The 16468-nt window shown below is 68.2% G+C and carries 12 protein-coding genes; 9 read left to right on the forward strand and 3 right to left on the reverse strand.

Features of this window, described 5'->3' with window-relative positions:
- Positions 1–228 precede the first annotated feature (228 nt).
- Genes tatA through ACYX7E_RS01185 form a run of 4 tightly spaced genes read left to right on the forward strand, consistent with a single transcriptional unit; the run spans position 229 to position 2497 of the window.
- Entirely contained in the window at positions 229–456 is a 228-nt protein-coding gene (tatA, locus tag ACYX7E_RS01170) for a Sec-independent protein translocase subunit TatA (protein ID WP_462078698.1), read from the forward strand.
- A gap of 24 nt (positions 457–480) precedes the next feature.
- Positions 481–1047, forward strand: coding sequence for a Sec-independent protein translocase protein TatB (tatB, locus tag ACYX7E_RS01175; protein ID WP_462078699.1), 567 nt, complete (start codon positions 481–483; stop codon positions 1045–1047).
- Positions 1044–1811: a twin-arginine translocase subunit TatC gene (tatC, locus tag ACYX7E_RS01180; protein WP_462078700.1), complete on the forward strand. Its 768-nt coding sequence runs from the start codon at positions 1044–1046 to the stop codon at positions 1809–1811. Before tatB ends, tatC begins: the two co-directional genes overlap by 4 nt.
- The gene (locus ACYX7E_RS01185) at positions 1808–2497 is read left to right on the forward strand and encodes an RDD family protein (RefSeq protein WP_462078701.1); all 690 of its coding nucleotides are present in this window, start codon (positions 1808–1810) and stop codon (positions 2495–2497) included. The genes tatC and ACYX7E_RS01185 overlap by 4 nt, the downstream gene beginning before the upstream one ends.
- Before the next feature lie 102 nt (positions 2498–2599).
- Here the strand turns inward: ACYX7E_RS01185 and ACYX7E_RS01190 are convergent, their stop codons facing one another.
- Together ACYX7E_RS01190 and ACYX7E_RS01195 are read right to left on the reverse strand one after the other, a co-directional pair.
- Complete coding sequence (locus ACYX7E_RS01190; RefSeq protein WP_462078702.1) at positions 2600–3517, reverse strand: hypothetical protein; 918 nt, start codon at positions 3515–3517, stop codon at positions 2600–2602.
- Between the two features lie 121 nt (positions 3518–3638).
- Positions 3639–4376: a glutamine amidotransferase gene (locus ACYX7E_RS01195; protein WP_462078703.1), complete on the reverse strand. Its 738-nt coding sequence runs from the start codon at positions 4374–4376 to the stop codon at positions 3639–3641.
- A gap of 642 nt (positions 4377–5018) precedes the next feature.
- Here ACYX7E_RS01195 and ACYX7E_RS01200 point away from each other — a divergent pair.
- The 5 genes from ACYX7E_RS01200 to ACYX7E_RS01220 all read left to right on the forward strand — a co-directional run bounded on the left by ACYX7E_RS01200 (position 5019) and on the right by ACYX7E_RS01220 (position 14828).
- Positions 5019–5402, forward strand: a complete 384-nt coding sequence (locus ACYX7E_RS01200; RefSeq protein WP_462078704.1) for a helix-turn-helix transcriptional regulator — start codon at positions 5019–5021, stop codon at positions 5400–5402.
- Between the two features lie 88 nt (positions 5403–5490).
- Complete coding sequence (gene glyQ, locus ACYX7E_RS01205) at positions 5491–6405, forward strand: glycine--tRNA ligase subunit alpha (RefSeq protein WP_462078705.1); 915 nt, start codon at positions 5491–5493, stop codon at positions 6403–6405.
- 124 nt (positions 6406–6529) lie between these two features.
- Complete coding sequence (gene glyS, locus ACYX7E_RS01210) at positions 6530–8728, forward strand: glycine--tRNA ligase subunit beta (protein ID WP_462078706.1); 2199 nt, start codon at positions 6530–6532, stop codon at positions 8726–8728.
- Between the two features lie 324 nt (positions 8729–9052).
- Complete coding sequence (locus ACYX7E_RS01215; RefSeq protein ID WP_462078707.1) at positions 9053–10870, forward strand: autotransporter assembly complex protein TamA; 1818 nt, start codon at positions 9053–9055, stop codon at positions 10868–10870.
- Between the two features lies 1 nt (position 10871).
- Positions 10872–14828, forward strand: a complete 3957-nt coding sequence (locus ACYX7E_RS01220; protein WP_462078708.1) for a translocation/assembly module TamB domain-containing protein — start codon at positions 10872–10874, stop codon at positions 14826–14828.
- Between the two features lie 117 nt (positions 14829–14945).
- On the opposite strand, the gene ACYX7E_RS01225 is transcribed toward ACYX7E_RS01220, so the two are convergent.
- Entirely contained in the window at positions 14946–16460 is a 1515-nt protein-coding gene (locus tag ACYX7E_RS01225) for a serine hydrolase domain-containing protein (protein ID WP_462078709.1), read from the reverse strand.
- Between the last annotated feature and the right edge of the window lie 8 nt (positions 16461–16468).

The raw sequence follows: 16468 nt of genomic DNA on the forward strand, positions 1-16468 counted from the left end.
CTCTGATCATCTGATGTGCGCGGGCCGGCGTCAGCCGGCCGGCCTGAACAGCCTGCACGGGATGTCGCGCGCCGCGATCCGGCGCCGTGCAGCGGGTGGTCGACAGGACAATCCGCCCTTGTGTCATGACGATTGGCGGTATTCATCGTCCGGATCCGCCACCCGCGGCGTCATGCAGGCGGCCGCTCTGCGTTATCCTGAGCCCCCAATCTTTCCTGAGAGCGCGCAATGGGCAGTTTCAGCATCTGGCATTGGATCATCGTGCTGGTGGTCGTGCTGCTGGTCTTCGGCACCAAGCGCCTGCGTGGCGCGGGACGCGACCTGGGCGAAGCGGTCAAGGGATTCAAGAAGGGCATGGACGACGACGCGCCGACCGGCGAGTTGAGCGACCAGTCGCGCAAGGCCGACCCGGCCGATACCGAGAAGTCGCGCCAGGACGACAGCGCGTCGCGCTGACACCGCGTAGCCCGGCTTCCTCGCATGTTCGACATCGGTTTCTCCGAAATCGTGGTGATCGCGGTTGTGGCCCTGATCGTCCTGGGTCCAGAACGCCTGCCCAAGGCCGCGCGCTTCGCCGGCCTGTGGGTGCGGCGCGCGCGCGCGCAGTGGTATTCGGTGAAGTCCGAGTTCGAGCGCGAGATGGCCGCCGAAGACCTCAAGCGCAGCCTCGACGAGGCCAAGCAGACCCTGCGCGACGTCGAGACCAAGATCCGCGCCGCCAGCGAGGATGCGCAACGCGAAGTCGAGGGCATGCGCCGCGACACCGTGGCGGCCGTGCAGCCGGCGATCGAAGCCGTGCGTCAGCTTGAATCGCCGGACACCGCCGCACAGGGTACCGCCGCAAGCGATGGCGATGGCGACGTGACTGCCACGCCCGTCACTGGCGCACCCGCGCTCGACGCGCCTGCAGCCGCTACACCCGCACTCGGCACGCCAGTACTCGGAATGCCCGATCCCGAAGCGCCCGGCGAGACCCTGCCGGCGTCGCCCGCCCCGCAGGCTGCGCCGCTGTCGGTCGACGACTTCGCCGGAACGCCGCGTCCATGAGCGACCATGATGCGATCGACGGTGGCGAAGGCAGCCTGATCGAACACCTGATCGAACTGCGCTCGCGCCTGATGCGCGCGTTGATCGGCCTGGGCGCGGTCCTGCTGTGCCTGTTGCCGTTCGCCAACAAGCTCTATGCCGTGTTCGCGCAGCCACTGCTGGACAAGCTGCCCGAAGGCGCGCACCTGATCGCAGTCGAGGTCGCGTCGCCGTTCTTCGCGCCGCTGAAGCTGGCGTTCTTCCTGGCCCTGGTGCTGTCGATGCCATGGCTGCTGTACCAGGCCTGGGCCTTCGTCGCGCCAGGCCTGTATCGCCGCGAGAAGCGCCTGGCGTTCCCGCTACTGGTGTCGTCGGTCCTGCTGTTCTATTCCGGTTGCGCGTTCGCGTTCTTCGTCGTGTTGCCGTCGGTCTTCAGCTTCCTGACCGCGATCACGCCTGAAGGCGTGTCGATGATGACCGACATCAACGCCTACCTGAACTTCGTGCTGGTGATCTTCCTGGCGTTCGGCATCAGCTTCGAACTGCCGGTCGCGCTGGTGATCCTGGTGCTGCTGGGCTGGGTCACGCCCAAGCAGCTGCGCGAATGGCGCGGCTACGCCGTCGTCGGCGTCTTCATCCTGGCCGCCGTGATCACGCCGCCGGACATCATCTCGCAGCTGCTGCTGGCGATCCCGATGTGCCTGCTGTACGAAGCCGGGATCATCGCGGCGCGGCTGGTCGCGCCCAAGCCCGCGGCCGACGAAGGCATCGACACCCCGCAATGAGCGGGCCGGCGGGCTGTCTACGACGCGCCGCGGCCTGGTCCATGGACGCGGTCGTGATCGCCGTGCCCGCCATGCTGCTGAGCTTCGCGTACTGGCATCCGGTATGGCTGCGACTGGATGGCGATATCCGCGCGCTGGCGACGGCGTTGGCCACGATGATGTACGACGCGCTGCAACTCGCCACGCCGCCCGCCCAGCTGGCCGCGCAATGGCTGCAGGACGCGACGCTGCATGCGGCGATCCTGTCGCTGGCATCGACGATCACCCGCCTGCTGTTGCCGACGATGGCGACGTTCGCCATGCTGGCGTTCGTGTACCACGCCGGTTTCGAAGCCTCGCGCTGGCAGGCTTCGCCAGGCAAACGACTGTTGCAGCTGCAGGTCACCGACCTGGAGGGCCAGCCGCCGGGACTGGCGCGCGCGATGGTGCGGCAAGCGGCGGGCCTGCTGTCGTGGATCAGCCTGAACCTCGGTCATGCGACCGCGCTGGTGCCTCCGCAGCACCGCGCGCTGCATGACCGCATCGCCGGTGCGCAGGTCATCCAGCAGGTGCCGGCATCGACGCCGCTGCCCGCCTGGGCGGGCGCATGGTTGGCATGGCAGGCGCTGGCGTTCTTCGGTGCGGTCGCCTGGCTGACGCTCCGCTTGCAGGCGTATCTGGACCTGGCATTCGCGCGCCTGTTGTAAGCGATCTGTCTCGCGCGCCGTCGGATGACGTGCGGCGGAGTGAGGAGCATGCCGACAAGGAGCCCGCCGGCAGGTCGGCGCCGGCAGGTCAGGGGACTGCGATCAGAGCTCGACCTGGTTCGGCGGCAACGCCGGCGGCTGCGCGGGATCGGCGCAGGTATCGCGCCACAGGTGGTACATCACGCCGAACATCACCATGTAGACCACCAGCAGCATCGCCAGGTACAGCGGCATCACCAGCAGCACGGCCACCGCCGGGTGGATCAGTCCACCGATCAGCGCCAGGATGCCGCCGACCAGCACCAGCACGAACGACAGCGCGATCATGCCGAAGAACGAGATCGCGGCGAGCACGATGATCGGCAGCAGGTTCTTCAACGACCCCGCGAAGCCGTCGCTCAGCGCCTGCTTCAGCGAGCGCCCGGCGAGCGCGACCTGGCCGAAGCCGATCGCGTAGACGCCACCGAAGTACAGGCCGAACGCCATCAGCAGCGCCATCATCGTGCCCATGCCGTCCGGCGCGGGCGGATAGACCGGCGGCTTGGAGGCATCGCCGGCAGCGCTGAAATCGGCGCTGATCTGGATGACCTCCATGTACCAGGCCATGAAACCCTTGCCGAACAGGCTGACGACGACGACGAACATCGCGATGTAGATGACCGCCATGACGACGCCGAAGCCGATCAGCCGCGCGCGATCATCGCTGGGCTTGAACGTGTCGAACACCGCGCCCGCGCGCGTCGGCACGCCGCGTTCGACCGCGTGGATCACGCGCAGCACGCCGCCGATCAGCAGCGGATAGACGACGATCATCACCAGCGTCATCACGCCGGCCATCACCATCACCGTCTCGACCGGCAGCAACTGCTGCAGCAGCACCTGCAGCAAGCTGGGGATCAGCGCGATCACAGCGAGCAGCGCGATCGCGCCGATCACCGCCTTGGGATTGCCGCGGCCGAGATTGATGGCCTTGGCCAGCCAGGACCAGCCGGCGGCGGGTCCCAGTGCACGTGTCGTCATTTCAGGAATCCTGCGAAGTTTCGTGGCCGATGCCACGCCTGCACATCGTACTGCAAGCACCCCGCCGACGCTGGAAAACAAAGGCTCCAAGGGCCGCGACGGGCGCCGGACATCGCCTGCGTCAGCGCTCCGCGAGCTGCCGCGCATGGCGGACGAAACGCCGCAGCACCCGCCGCGAATGCGGCGCAGCAACGACCGATCGCGCGAGCTGCCGCGGGTCCGCCCCCTCGTGCGCCAACGCCTCGGCGCGCGCATGCACGTAGCCGCGCATGTGCCCGGCGCTGAATTCAGGATGGAACTGCAGTCCCCAGACATGCCGCCGCCAGCGGAAGGCATGGCAGGCGTCCTGGTCGGAACTGGCCAGCACCGCGACACCCTCGGGCGCGCGCAGCACGCTCTGCAGATGCGTGGCCTGGACATTGAACCTGTCGGGCAGGCGGGCGAACAGCGGATCGTCGCCCGCTTCGGGATGCAGGGCCAATGCCACGGTCCCCATCTCGCGTCCGTTCGGATTGGCGCCGACCTCGCCACCCAGCGCGTGCGCGATCAACTGGTGCCCGTAACAGATGCCGAGCAGCGGCACGCCGGCATGCGCGGCGTCATGCAGCCATTGCGCGCTGCGTTCGCTCCAGTCGTGGCGGTCGGTGACCATCGCGCCGGAGCCGGTGATGATGACGCCGGCCCAGTGGCCCGCTTCGGGCAGGCGATCGCCGGCTTCGACATTGGCGACGCGCACGGCCTGCCGATCGAGGCCGGCCGCGACCCGGATCCAATGCGGAAACCCTCGATGCCGGCGCATCGACGCGACCGGCTGCCCGGTCTCGATGATCAGGAAGGGGGCACTGCGGCGAGGGGACATGCGTGGGCACGATTGGAAGGGAGCGTGGTGCAGATCATCGCAGCCAGGAGCGAGGCCGGCCAGCATGGGACCAGACGCCTTGGTCGAAGTCCGGGAATGCCTGCCGTGGACGGCCGAAGACATCGTGCGTGCGCGATACCGCGCTGGACAGGCAGTATCGGGCCAGGCGTTGGGAGGAGATGAGCGCCGGGACGTTTCGCTGGGCTGCCAAGCCTGTCGGCGCTGGACCGCGGTGTGCGCTGGCACTGTCTGCGCCGCGCTGGGCCGCGTTGAGGATGGCCGTTGCGGCCTCGTCGTCCTGATCCAGGAGATCCGTACGCGCCAGCGGGGTGGGAGTTTCCCACCCCGCCGACCGCAACCCCGAATAGATCGCTTCCGTGCGAGAGAACTCCGATCGGAAATGTGTCGCAGGACACATTCCGCACGCTCACTATTCTCATTCCGCAGTGACACCGCAACCGCAACATTGTGTAAAACGTGTCAATATTGCTGGCATCTGACAATTCACTTGTTTTAAAATCATGAAGTTGTAAATTTTGGCCAGCAACGCGCATCAGCTTGCGCCAATATCGTTGACATGCCAGCAAATGCTTGCCCCGGCACGCCATTCGGCGGTCCGGCCCTGATAAAGAGGTCGCAGAAATGAACCTGAATACACGGATCCGGGTGTCCCGCAGGCGCGCCGAACTGACCCAGGCCGAGCTCGCGGCGAGGCTCGGGGTCGGCCGCAGCGCCGTCGCCAACTGGGAATGCTCGGGCAACGTGCAGCCCTCCAGCCATCACCTGATGGCGATCGCGGTCGCGACCGGGGTCTCGCACGAGTGGCTGGCGACCGGTCGCGGCATGCCGGCACTGGACCTGGACCACCAGAACACTGCGCTCGACGCCGAACTGATCGAGGATCCCGTCGAACGCCAGATGCTGCGTGGATTCCGCGCCGCAAGCCCGGGCATCCAGCAGGCGCTGCTGCAGATCGCCGAGGCGCAGTTGCCGTCGGCGTCGCGCAGGCCGCATCGCAGCACTTGAGCCCGCCCTCGCGCCGCGTGCGCGCGGCGGCGCTTTTGTCGCCGTCGCTATACTAGCCGGCTGTTCCGATCCATCTTCCGGACCCTCGATGAGCGCCCCGACCTCCCCGCCGATCACCTTCCAGGGCCTGATCCAGCGCCTGAACACCTACTGGGCAGAACAGGGCTGCGTCCTGATCCAGCCGCTCGACCTCGAGGTCGGCGCCGGCACCTTCCATCCGGCGACCTTCCTGCGCGCGCTCGGACCGGAGCCGTGGAACGCGGCCTACGTGCAGCCGAGCCGTCGCCCCACCGACGGCCGCTATGGCGAGAATCCGAACCGCCTGCAGCGCTACTACCAGTACCAGGTCGCGCTCAAGCCCAATCCTGACAACATCGTCGAGCTCTACTTCGACTCGCTGAAGGCGCTGGGCATCGATCCGCAGGTGCACGACCTGCGCCTGGTCGAGGACAACTGGGAATCGCCGACGCTCGGCGCCTGGGGCCTGGGTTGGGAGGTCTGGCTCAACGGCATGGAAGTCACCCAGTTCACCTACTTCCAGCAGGCCGGCGGCCTGGAGTGCAAGCCGGTGCTCGGTGAGATCACCTATGGCCTGGAGCGGTTGTGCATGTACCTGCAGAACTGCGACAACGTCTACGACCTGGTCTGGACCCGCGGTCCGCAGGGCGTGGTCACCTATGGCGATGTCTACCACCAGAACGAAGTCGAACAGAGCGCGTACAACTTCGAGCATGCCAACGTCGACGTGCTGCTGCGTCGCTTCGACGAGTGCGAGGCCGAGGCGCTGGCGATCGTCGAACAGGGGCTGCCGCTGCCTGCCTACGAGCAGGTCTGCAAGGCCAGCCACTGCTTCAACCTGCTCGATGCGCGCCGCGCGATCAGCGTCACCGAGCGCCAGCGCTACATCCTGCGCGTACGCCGGATGTCGCAGGCGGTCGCTGAGGCCTACTACGCGCAGCGCGAGAAGCTGGGTTTTCCCGGATTGAAGGCGTCGTCGCCCTGAGGACCTGTCCTGACACGGGACGACGACATCCGCACAGCGACGCGCGCGGCCCTGCAGGCACGTGCGCCGCAACCCCTGCTCCGCCTGCGGAGACAGGGCCCAAGCAATCACGAAGGTAGTCGCAATGGCTGACATGAAACCCCTGCTGATCGAACTCGGGACCGAGGAACTGCCGGTCAAGGCACTGCCCGGACTGGCGCAGGCCTTCTTCGACGGCGTACTGGCCGCGCTCGACAAGCGCGGCGTCGCCGTCGATCGCGGCGATGCCCGGCCGCTTTACACACCGCGCCGGCTCGCGGTGCTGCTGCCCGGCGTCGCCGTCGAGCAGCCCGAGCAGCGATCCGAAGTCCTCGGCCCCTACCTCAACATCGCGCTCGATGCCGATGGCCAGCCGACCAAGGCCTTGCAGGGCTTCGCCGCCAAGGCCGGCATCGACTGGACCACGCTCGAGCGCACCAGCGACGCCAAGGGCGAGCGTTTCGTGCACCGAGCAGTCAAGCCGGGCGCGCGCACCCGCGACCTGCTGCCGGAGGTGCTGCACGAGGCCATCGCGGCAATGCCGATCCCGAAGCCGATGCGCTGGGGCGACCATGCCTACGCGTTCGCACGGCCGGTGCATTGGCTGGTACTGCTGCTGGGCGCGGACGTGGTCGACGCCGAGGTCTTCGGCATCCGTGCCGACCGCATCAGCCGCGGCCATCGCTTCATGCATGCCGGGCCGGTCGCGATCGCGCAGCCCGGCGACTATGTGTCCGCGCTCGAAGCCGCCAGGGTGCTGGTCGATCCTCAACTGCGCCGCGACCGCGTGGTCGCCGAAGTCGAAGCCGCCGCGCGCGTGGCCGGCGGCACCGCGCGCATCGACGACGACAACCTGCAGCAGGTCACCTGCCTGGTGGAATGGCCGAGCGCCGTGGGCTGCACGTTCGACATCGACTTCCTGGCGGTGCCGTCGGAAGCGCTGGTCGCGACGATGGAAGCCAACCAGAAATTCTTCCCGGTGCTCGACGACGGCGGTCGTCTGACCGCGCATTTTATCGGCATCGCCAACATCGAATCACGCGACGTCGACGAGGTCCGCAAGGGCTACGAGCGCGTGATCCGACCGCGCTTCAGCGACGCCAAGTTCTTCTTCGACGAGGACCTCAAGCAGGGCCTGACAGCGATGAACGCCGGACTGTCGACCGTGACCTACCAGGCCAAGCTGGGCAGCGTCGCCGACAAGGTCCAGCGTGTCGCCGCGCTGGCCGAGGCCATCGCGCCGAAGGTCGGCGTCGACCCGGCGCTGGCGCGGCGCGCGGCGTTGCTGTCGAAGGCCGACCTGCAATCGCGGCTGGTCAATGAATTCCCCGAACTGCAGGGCATCGCCGGTCGCTACTACAGCTTGCGCGACAGCGCGCTCGACGACCTGGCCAGGGACGACCGCAAGGCGCTCGCGCTGGCCCTGGACGAAGCCTGGCAACCGCGCTTCGCGGCCGACGACATCGCGCTGTCGCCGCTGGGCAAGCTGCTGGCGATCGCCGAGCGCCTGGACACGCTGGCCGGCGGCTTCGCCGCGGGCCTGAGGCCGACCGGCAACAAGGATCCGTTCGCACTGCGCCGCAACGCGCTGGGACTGGCGCGCACGGTCATCGAGAGCGGGTTCGCACTGGACATCCGCCAAGCCATCGCCCGCGCGGTGTTGCAGGCGCACCTGGCGATCGCGAAGATCCCGGCCACCGATGCCGATCGCGTCGCCGCGCTCGCCGCCACGCTGGGCCTCAAGCGCGATGGCGACCACGTATCGGTGACGCAGGTGGTCGCCGACGGCGACGTCGAAGCGGTCTACGACTTCATCCTCGACCGGCTGAAGGGCTACTACGCCGACAAGGGCGTGCCCGGCCCGCTTTTCAATGCCGTCGCCGCGTTGCGTCCGGCCTCGCTGTACGACTTCGACCGTCGCATCGATGCGATCGGCACGTTCGCCCAGTTGCCCGAAGCCGAAGCGCTGGCCGCGGCCAACAAGCGCATCAACAACATCCTGAAGAAGGCCGACGTCGACATCCCGTCGATCGAGGACAAGGACCTGCTGCGCGAGCCGGCCGAATCCGCGCTGGCCGAGGCGGTCGAGGCTGTCTACGCCGAGACCGGGCATGCACTGGCGCATGGCGATTATGTCGACGCGCTGGCGCACCTGGCGCGGCTGCGGCCGCAGGTTGATGCGTTCTTCGACGGCGTGATGGTCAATGTCGACGACATCGCCCTGCGCCGCAATCGCCTGGCCCTGCTCAAGCGCCTGGCCGACCGCCTGGGCAGCGTGGCCGCGATCGAGCATCTGTCGTCCTGAGGCCAGGATTCGCAGGTTTGTCCTGATATCGAATGTCGGGACGGAAAGGCCAGGGTCTGGAGGCAGGTCTCGCAAGACCGCCTTCGAAGGGCTGCCTTTGAAGGACTGCCGCGCGGCCCGATGCGCTATCGGAGCCTGTCGGACTTGCCCGCCCTGGCCCATCGAGACGTCGCGGGTACCGCTCGGGCTCCCGCAGCTCGGGCGCAACGTCTGAACAAGACGCTGCGCATCCGGGACCTGCGAATGCGGGGCCGGCGCCCTGTTTTGCGGCCTTTGTTCCGCGCCATTAAGCGATTCTTGACGTCGCTTCGGTATGCTGCGCGGATGCCCGCATCCCGTATCGCACCCGCCATCGCCGCCCTTTTCCTGTTCTCGGCCGGCGTTGCGCACGCGGCCAAGGTGCAGCGCGTCGATATCCACGGCCTCGACGAGACCATGACCAACAACGTCCGCGTCGCGCTGTCGCTGGTCGACGCGATCGACAAGGAGGTCACCGGACGCCGCATGGCCTACATGCTGCGCGAGGCCGAGAACGAAGCCCGCGAAGCGCTGGAACCGTTCGGTTATTACGACCCCACGATCACCGTCGAACGCGCGCGTGGCGAGGAAGCACTCACAGTGTCGATCACCATCGTGCCCGGCGAGCCGGTGCGCGTCCGCAACGCCGACCTGGCGATTCTCGGCGAAGGCAATGGCGACCGCTACCTGCAGCAGGACCTGGCCAATTTCATCCCCGGGCGCGGATCGGTGTTCAACCATGCCGAGTACGAGGCCAGCAAGATCCGCATCAGCCGCAGGCTGACCGAGCGCGGTTACTTCGACTCCGACTTCTCGTCGCGCCGGGTCGAGGTCACGCGCGCCGACAAGGCCGCCGACATCGACCTGGTCTGGAACAGCGGCGAGCGCTACGACATGGGCCCGACGACGTTCGAGCAATCGCCCAAGCGCATCATCAACGACGACCTGCTGGAAAAGCTGATCTACTGGGAAGAGGGCCAGTACTACCACCAGGGACGCATCGATCGCCTGCGCACGTCGCTGGGCAAGCTGGATTATTTCGGCGAGATCGAGATCGAACCCCAGGTCGACCAGGCCGTCGACAAGCTGGTCCCGGTCAAGGTCACGCTGACCCCGGCCAAGCGCAGCATCTACACCGCCGGTATCGCCTACGGCACCGACAGCGGACCGGGTATCCGGCTCGGCGTCGAGCGCCGCTACGTCAACCAGCGCGGGCACAAGGCGCTGGCGCAGCTGGATTACGCGCAGAAGCGCAAGACGCTCACCACGCAGTACCGCATCCCGGCGTTCGCCTGGTTCGACGGCTGGTACACCGTCAGCCTGCAGGCCTACGACGAACAGACCGACTACATCGACACCCGCCGCCTGGAGCTGGTCGGCAGCCGCAGCGGCCAGTACAGCCGCAACCTCAACCTGGTGGCATCGCTGCACGTGCTGCGCGAGCGCTGGGCCTACGACATCGATGCCGACGACGAAGGGCGCCTGCTGTACCGCTACGCCACGTACACCTATCCCTCGCTGCGCGCCGAATATATCAATGTCGACGACCAGATCTTCCCGCGCCGCGGCATCAGTGGCTCGCTGATGCTGCGTGGCGGCGCCGAGGGCGTCGGCTCGGATGCCAGCTTCGCGCAGGTGCATGCGCGGACGTCGTGGTTCCAGGGCATGGGCGAGAAGAGCCGCCTGATCGTGCGCGGCGAAGTCGGCCATACCTACACCAACGAACTGGTGTCGACCCCGCCGAGCCTGCGCTTCTATGCCGGCGGCGATCGCAGCATCCGCGGCTACGAATGGCGCGAAGTCGGCCCGCGCCTGATCACGCTGGAAGAAGACGCGGACAACCCGGGCGAGTTCCGCCGCGTCAGTTCGTATGCGCTGGGCGCGAAGAACGTGGTCACCGCCAGCGTCGAGTTCGAGCATTACTTCCTCGACAGCTGGGGCGCAGCGGTCTTCGTCGACAGTGGTAGCGCCTTCGACGGCACCACGCCGGACTGGCACACCGGCGTCGGCGTCGGCGTGCGCTGGAAATCCCCGGTAGGCCCGCTGCGCTTCGACATCGGCCGCGGCCTGGACAATCCGGACTCGCCGTTCACCATCGGCCTGAGCATCGGGGCGGAGTACTGAGATGGCTTTTCCCCCGCAGGACGCACCCTCCCCGACCGGCGCACCGCCACCCGGCGCGCAGCCGACGCCGGAAGAACGCGAGGCGCGCATCGCTGAACTGCGTGCGCGCAGGCGTGCGCGCGTGCGCATGCTGGCCGTACGCAGCGGCATCGGCAGCCTCCTGCTGCTGGCGCTGGCGCTGGGTGCGCTGTACTGGCTGCTGACGAGTTTCGGCGGACGCGATTTCCTGCTCGCGCAGGTGGTGTCGCGCCTGCCTGCCGGCACCACGCTGGAATGGGAACGCGCCGAGGGCGCGGTGTCCGACAACCTGATGATGTACAACGTGCGCTACGTGCAGAAGGGCTGCCCGGACCGCGACGGCGAGCCGGTGGCCTACGACCAGTGCGACAAGCCGACGACGCTGGTGTTTACCGCCGCGCGCATCCTCGTCGATCCGGCGATCCGTCCGTTGCTGGGCAAGCGCCTGCGCCTGGACGCACTCGATGTCGATGGCGCCACGCTCGACCTTCCGGTCAGCGACGAGCCCTTCGAGCTGCCGCGCTGGCCGGAATCTCTGCCGCAGATCACGCTGCCGCTGGCCTTGCAGGCCGACACCATCCGCATCGATGGCTTCAAGGTGACCCAGGCCGGCGAGACGATGATCGATATCCGCAGCCTGCGCGGCGGCCTCGATGCGCGCGATGGGCAACTGCGGATCGTCGGCCTCGTCGTCGACAGCGACCGTGGACATTTCAAGGTCGACGGTGACTATGCGCCGGGCGACAACTTCCGCACCGACCTGACCGCCAGCGCGCTGCTGCCGGCACCGACCGGACGCACGCGCCCGCGCATCGGCCTGGCCGCGCGCGGCGACCTGGCGACGATGGACGTCGCGATATCCGGCCACGTGCCTTCGCCGGTCCGCGCGCACCTGACGCTGCGCGGCCAGGACGATCCGCGCTGGTCGATGACCGCGCAGTCCGATGCGCTCGATCCCGGCCTGATGTCGGGCACCGGCGAACCCGGCACGCCGATCGCATTCTCGCTGCTGGCCGAAGGGGTCGGCGGCGCCGCCGAACTGCGTGGCGAGATGACCCAGGGCGACCTGCACGTGCTGCTGCAGCCGTCGAAGGTCCGCATCCAGGACCAGGTGCTCGATCTCGATCCCGTCGTGGTCGACATCTTCGGTGGCCGCATCCGCGCGACCGGCCAGGGCGATTTCAGCACGCCCAGCGATGCGCGCTTCAAGTTCGCGGTCAACGCACGCAAGCTCAGCTTCGGCGGCGAGGCAGACCCCGCAGGTGGCGAGCCGGCGCCGGCGATCGGCGTGGAAGCCGACTTCGGTATTGCCGGCCGCACCGCGCAATGGGCCGCCATCGGCAATGCCACGCTGAGCCGCGACGGCCAGCAGGCCAAGGTCACCTTCGACGGCCGCGGCGATGGCGAGGCGATGGACCTCAAGGCGCTGCGCGCGACGATGCCGACCGGCACGCTCGACGCCAGCGGTCGCGTCGGCTGGGCACCGGCGCTGCAATGGAAGATCGACGCGGCACTGGCCGGCTTCGACCCCGGCTACTTCGCGCGCGACTGGAAGGGCGCGGTCAACGGCAGGCTGACCAGCACCGGCGAGACCCGCGACGACGGCGGGCTCGAGGTTGCCGTGGACGCCAGCAAGCTCGGCGGCACGCTGCGCGGTCGCCGTCTCGACGGCAAGGCGCGCTTCGCGATGCATGGCCCGGCCACCGGGCAGACGCGCAGCGATTTCGATGGCGAGATCGCGCTGCGCATGGGCGACAGCCGCATCGATGCCAAGGGCAGCGTCAGCGACCGCCTGGACATCGAAGCCACGCTGGCGCCGCTGCAGCTCGACGACCTGCTACCCAATGCGGATGGCCGCCTGCAGGGCCGCGTGCGCGTGACCGGCGGGCGCACCACGCCCGACATCGAAGCCGACCTCACCGGCAGCGCGTTGCGCTATGACGACTATCGCGCCGCCAGTCTCAGCGCGAAGGGGCGGCTGCCCTGGCAGCGCGGCGACGGCACGCTGGCCGTGCAGGCCCGCGGCATCGAGGCCGGCGTAGTGCTGGACGAGGTCAACATCGATGCCGTCGGTGCGGTCGAGCGCCTGCGCCTCGACGCCCAGGCCCGTGGCGAGATCGGCACGCTGGCGTTGGCGGCCACCGCCGAATCCCGCAACGGCAACTGGCGCGGCACGCTGTCTTCGTTGCGGCTGGCACCGGTCAAGGGCGCGGCCTGGCAGCTGACCGCGCCGGCCAACTACGCGCAAAACGGCAACCGCTGGACGTTGTCGCAGAGCTGCTTCGCGGCCAACGGCGGGGGCTCGCTGTGCGCCAGCGCGGACTGGCCGCAACGCGGCCTGTCGATCGACGCCAATGCGCTGCCGCTGGCGCTGGCCTCGCCGTACCTGCCCGAGCGCGAACCCGGGCAGCCGTGGATGCTGCGCGGCACGATCGACCTGCAGGCGCAGCTGCGTCCGGCCGGCAACGCCTGGCAGGGCTCGGTGACGCTGCGCTCGAGCGAAGGCGGATTGCGCGCCAGCGAACGCGCACGCCGCGACGTCATCGGCTACCGCGCGCTGACGCTGGACGCCGACTTCAATCCATCGCGGATCCACGCCACGCTGGCCACGCAGTTCCCCGATGCCGGCCAGCTCAGCGCTGAGGTCAGCACCGGCTGGGATGCGTACTCGCCGCTCAGCGGTAACCTGACGATGGACATCTCCGAGCTGACCTGGCTGGAGCTGTTTTCGCAGGACATCGTCGAGCCCAAGGGCCGGCTGGACGGACGGATCTCGCTGGGCGGCACGCGCTCGCAGCCGAGCCTGGGCGGGCAGGCGCACCTGAGCGGCTTCAGCACCGAACTGCCGGCGCTGGCGATCGCGCTGGAAGATGGCGACGTGCGGCTGGACGCGCAGGCCGACGGCAGTGCGCGCATCGTCGGCAGCGTGCGTTCCGGGCAGGGCACGCTGGGCCTCGATGGCACGCTGGACTGGCGCGGCGACGACCTGCCGCTGGTGTTGAACGTGCGCGGCGACAACGTGCTGGCGTCCGATACCCGTGACCTGCGCCTGGTCGTCAATCCCGACCTGACCGTGCGCTACTCCGCACGCCAGCCGTTGAACGTGTCCGGCACCGTCACCGTACCCAGCGCCCTGCTCGATCTGGAACGCCTGGAAGGTGGCGTGTCGGTGTCCGAGGATGTCGTCGTGCTCGATCCGATCGATCCCGAGAGCAGCGGCACCGCATCGCCGCTCGCCCTGGACCTGACGCTGGCGATGGGCGACGACGTGCGCCTGCGCGGCTTCGGCCTCGACGGCCGCATCGGCGGCAGCCTGCGCGTGCGCGCGCTGCCCGGACGCGAGATGACCGGCAGCGGCCGGCTCGAAGTCGGCGGCAAGTACAAGGCCTACGGGCAGGAGCTGGCGATCACGCGCGGCAACCTGGTCTTCACCAATGGGCCGGTGTCGGATCCGGTCATCGAACTGCGCGCCGAGCGCGAGATCGAAGCCGAGGACATCACCGCCGGCTTGACCGTCAGCGGGCGCGCGTCGGCACCGCAGGTCGAGGTCTGGACCAATCCGGCCACCGACAATTCGCAGGCGCTGTCGTACCTGGCCCTGGGCCGCTCGCTGTCGAGTCTGTCCAGCGCGCAGGGCCGGCAGCTCGACGCCGCATCCGCCGCGTTGACTGCCGGCGGCAGCCTGCTGGCCTCGCAGTTGGGCACCAAGATCGGCCTCGACGATGCCGGCGTCATGGAATCGCGCGCACTCGGCGGCAGCGTGCTCGGCATCGGCAAGCAGTTGTCGCCCAAGCTCTATGTCGGCTTCGGCGTGTCCCTGCTGGGCACCGGCCAGGTGCTGACGCTGAAATACCTGCTGCGCAAGGGCTTCGACGTCGAAATCGAATCGAGCACGCTGGAAAGCCGCGGCTCGGTGAACTGGCGGCACGAAAGCGACTGATCGCCCTCCCGCCGCCCCTGCGATGCGCATGGGCGGCGGGTCGGATCGCAAGGCCGCGATGGCCCGCGATCAACACTGGTCACGATGGTCCTGGATCAGGCGTGACCCGGAAGGGGATCAGTAGGCCTTGCGCACCTGCGCGGGTAGCACCCACTGGTCGTAGGGCACGAACAGACCGCTCAGCCTGACCGATGCGATCTTTCCGGATGGATCGAACGTGAACACCATCGGCTCGCGGTACTGGTTGCCGCCGGTGCCGCCGTCGACGCGCAAGGTATTGCCATCGATCACGCTCAGCGCGATGGCGTTCTTGGCCGGGTCCAGATCGTAGGGCTGGAGCATGTACAGCTTGCCGCCCAGCACCGCCACGTCGAAGACGCTCCACAGCGACGCGAACCTGCCGGTGAACTTGTGCAGGTCGACGCGCGTGCGCGGCGCCTTGGCATCCACGTCGGACGCCGGCGCGCTCGCCAGGTCGATCAGCTTGTAGGCCGTCTGCACCAGCGGCGACACTGGGCTGCCCAGGGAATTGGTCAGCACCGACACTGCGATCTTGTTGTCGGGGTCGACCAGCGAGTTGGTGATGTGCCCCGGATAGCCGCCGGAATGGCCGATCAGCGTGCGCTTGTTGACGCGCTCGATGAACACGCCCAGGCCATAGGTCGAACCACTGGTGCGATTGTCGTCCGCCGTCCAGACGGGATGGAACATCCGTCGCTTCGAGACGTCGCTGATCAATCGCTGGTCGCCGAAGTAGTAGGTGCTGAAGTACTGCGTCAGGTCTTCCGCGTTGGCGTAGAAGCCGGTGGCCGCCGACAGGGCGTGGGTATCGACATGCTCGATCGGCACGCGATGGTCGGCGTACAGCAAGCTGCTGTAGCCGGTGGCGTATTCGCCTGCGCGCGACGGCTCGTACTCGGGGCCGAGGTTGGCCAGCCCGAGGCGATCGACGATGTGGCTCCGCACATAACTGTTGAAGTCCGTTCCGGCGGCCGCTTCGATGACCAGCCCCAGCGCGCCGTAGCCGATGTTGGAGTACTTGAAGTGATCGTTCGCCGGGATGACCGGCGCTTGCGCGCTGAGCATCTCGGCCTTCAGCGCGTCCCGGTCGGGGAATGGTTTGCCGAGCTGCCAGAAATCGCTGTCGCGCCCGTCGCGGATGATGCCGCTCGAATGCGACAGCAGTTCGCCGACCGTCGCCGTCGCCAACGGCGACTTCGCCTCGGCCATCCACGGCAGCCAGTGGCCCACGGTGTCGTCCAGTCGCAGCTTGCCCTGCTCGACGAGCTGCAGCACGGCGATCGAGGCGAAAGTCTTGGAGTGCGAGGCGATGCGGAACAGGTGGTCCTGGCGCAGCGGGACATGCTGCTCGACATCGGCTTCGCCGTAGGCACGGCTCAGGGCCAGGCGATCGCCGGTGCGCACCGCGACCTGGATGCCCGGGATGCGCTGGTACTGCCGCTGGTAGGCCAGCCAGGTGTCGTAATAGGCGATGGCGTCATCGACGGCGGCGTCGCGAGGGGTCGCGGCGAGCCCCCCGAACGACGCCAGCGCCAGCGAGGCACCGACGAGCACGTTGAGAAGCCGGTGCCGGACCTGGGTGCGCGGGGTGATGCCTGGATCTGCAGTCATGTTGCATC

Source organism: Luteimonas sp. RIT-PG2_3 (assembly GCF_054902115.1).

Coding starts and splice junctions, on each gene's coding strand:
- ACYX7E_RS01225 (WP_462078709.1), bottom strand. CDS start 16,460: ATGACTGCAGATCCAGGCATCACCCCGCGCACCCAGGTCCGGCACCGG.
- ACYX7E_RS01185 (WP_462078701.1), top strand. CDS start 1,808: ATGAGCGGGCCGGCGGGCTGTCTACGACGCGCCGCGGCCTGGTCCATG.
- ACYX7E_RS01220 (WP_462078708.1), top strand. CDS start 10,872: ATGGCTTTTCCCCCGCAGGACGCACCCTCCCCGACCGGCGCACCGCCA.
- glyS (WP_462078706.1), top strand. CDS start 6,530: ATGGCTGACATGAAACCCCTGCTGATCGAACTCGGGACCGAGGAACTG.
- tatC (WP_462078700.1), top strand. CDS start 1,044: ATGAGCGACCATGATGCGATCGACGGTGGCGAAGGCAGCCTGATCGAA.
- ACYX7E_RS01215 (WP_462078707.1), top strand. CDS start 9,053: ATGCCCGCATCCCGTATCGCACCCGCCATCGCCGCCCTTTTCCTGTTC.
- ACYX7E_RS01195 (WP_462078703.1), bottom strand. CDS start 4,376: ATGTCCCCTCGCCGCAGTGCCCCCTTCCTGATCATCGAGACCGGGCAG.
- ACYX7E_RS01190 (WP_462078702.1), bottom strand. CDS start 3,517: ATGACGACACGTGCACTGGGACCCGCCGCCGGCTGGTCCTGGCTGGCC.
- glyQ (WP_462078705.1), top strand. CDS start 5,491: ATGAGCGCCCCGACCTCCCCGCCGATCACCTTCCAGGGCCTGATCCAG.
- ACYX7E_RS01200 (WP_462078704.1), top strand. CDS start 5,019: ATGAACCTGAATACACGGATCCGGGTGTCCCGCAGGCGCGCCGAACTG.
- tatB (WP_462078699.1), top strand. CDS start 481: ATGTTCGACATCGGTTTCTCCGAAATCGTGGTGATCGCGGTTGTGGCC.
- tatA (WP_462078698.1), top strand. CDS start 229: ATGGGCAGTTTCAGCATCTGGCATTGGATCATCGTGCTGGTGGTCGTG.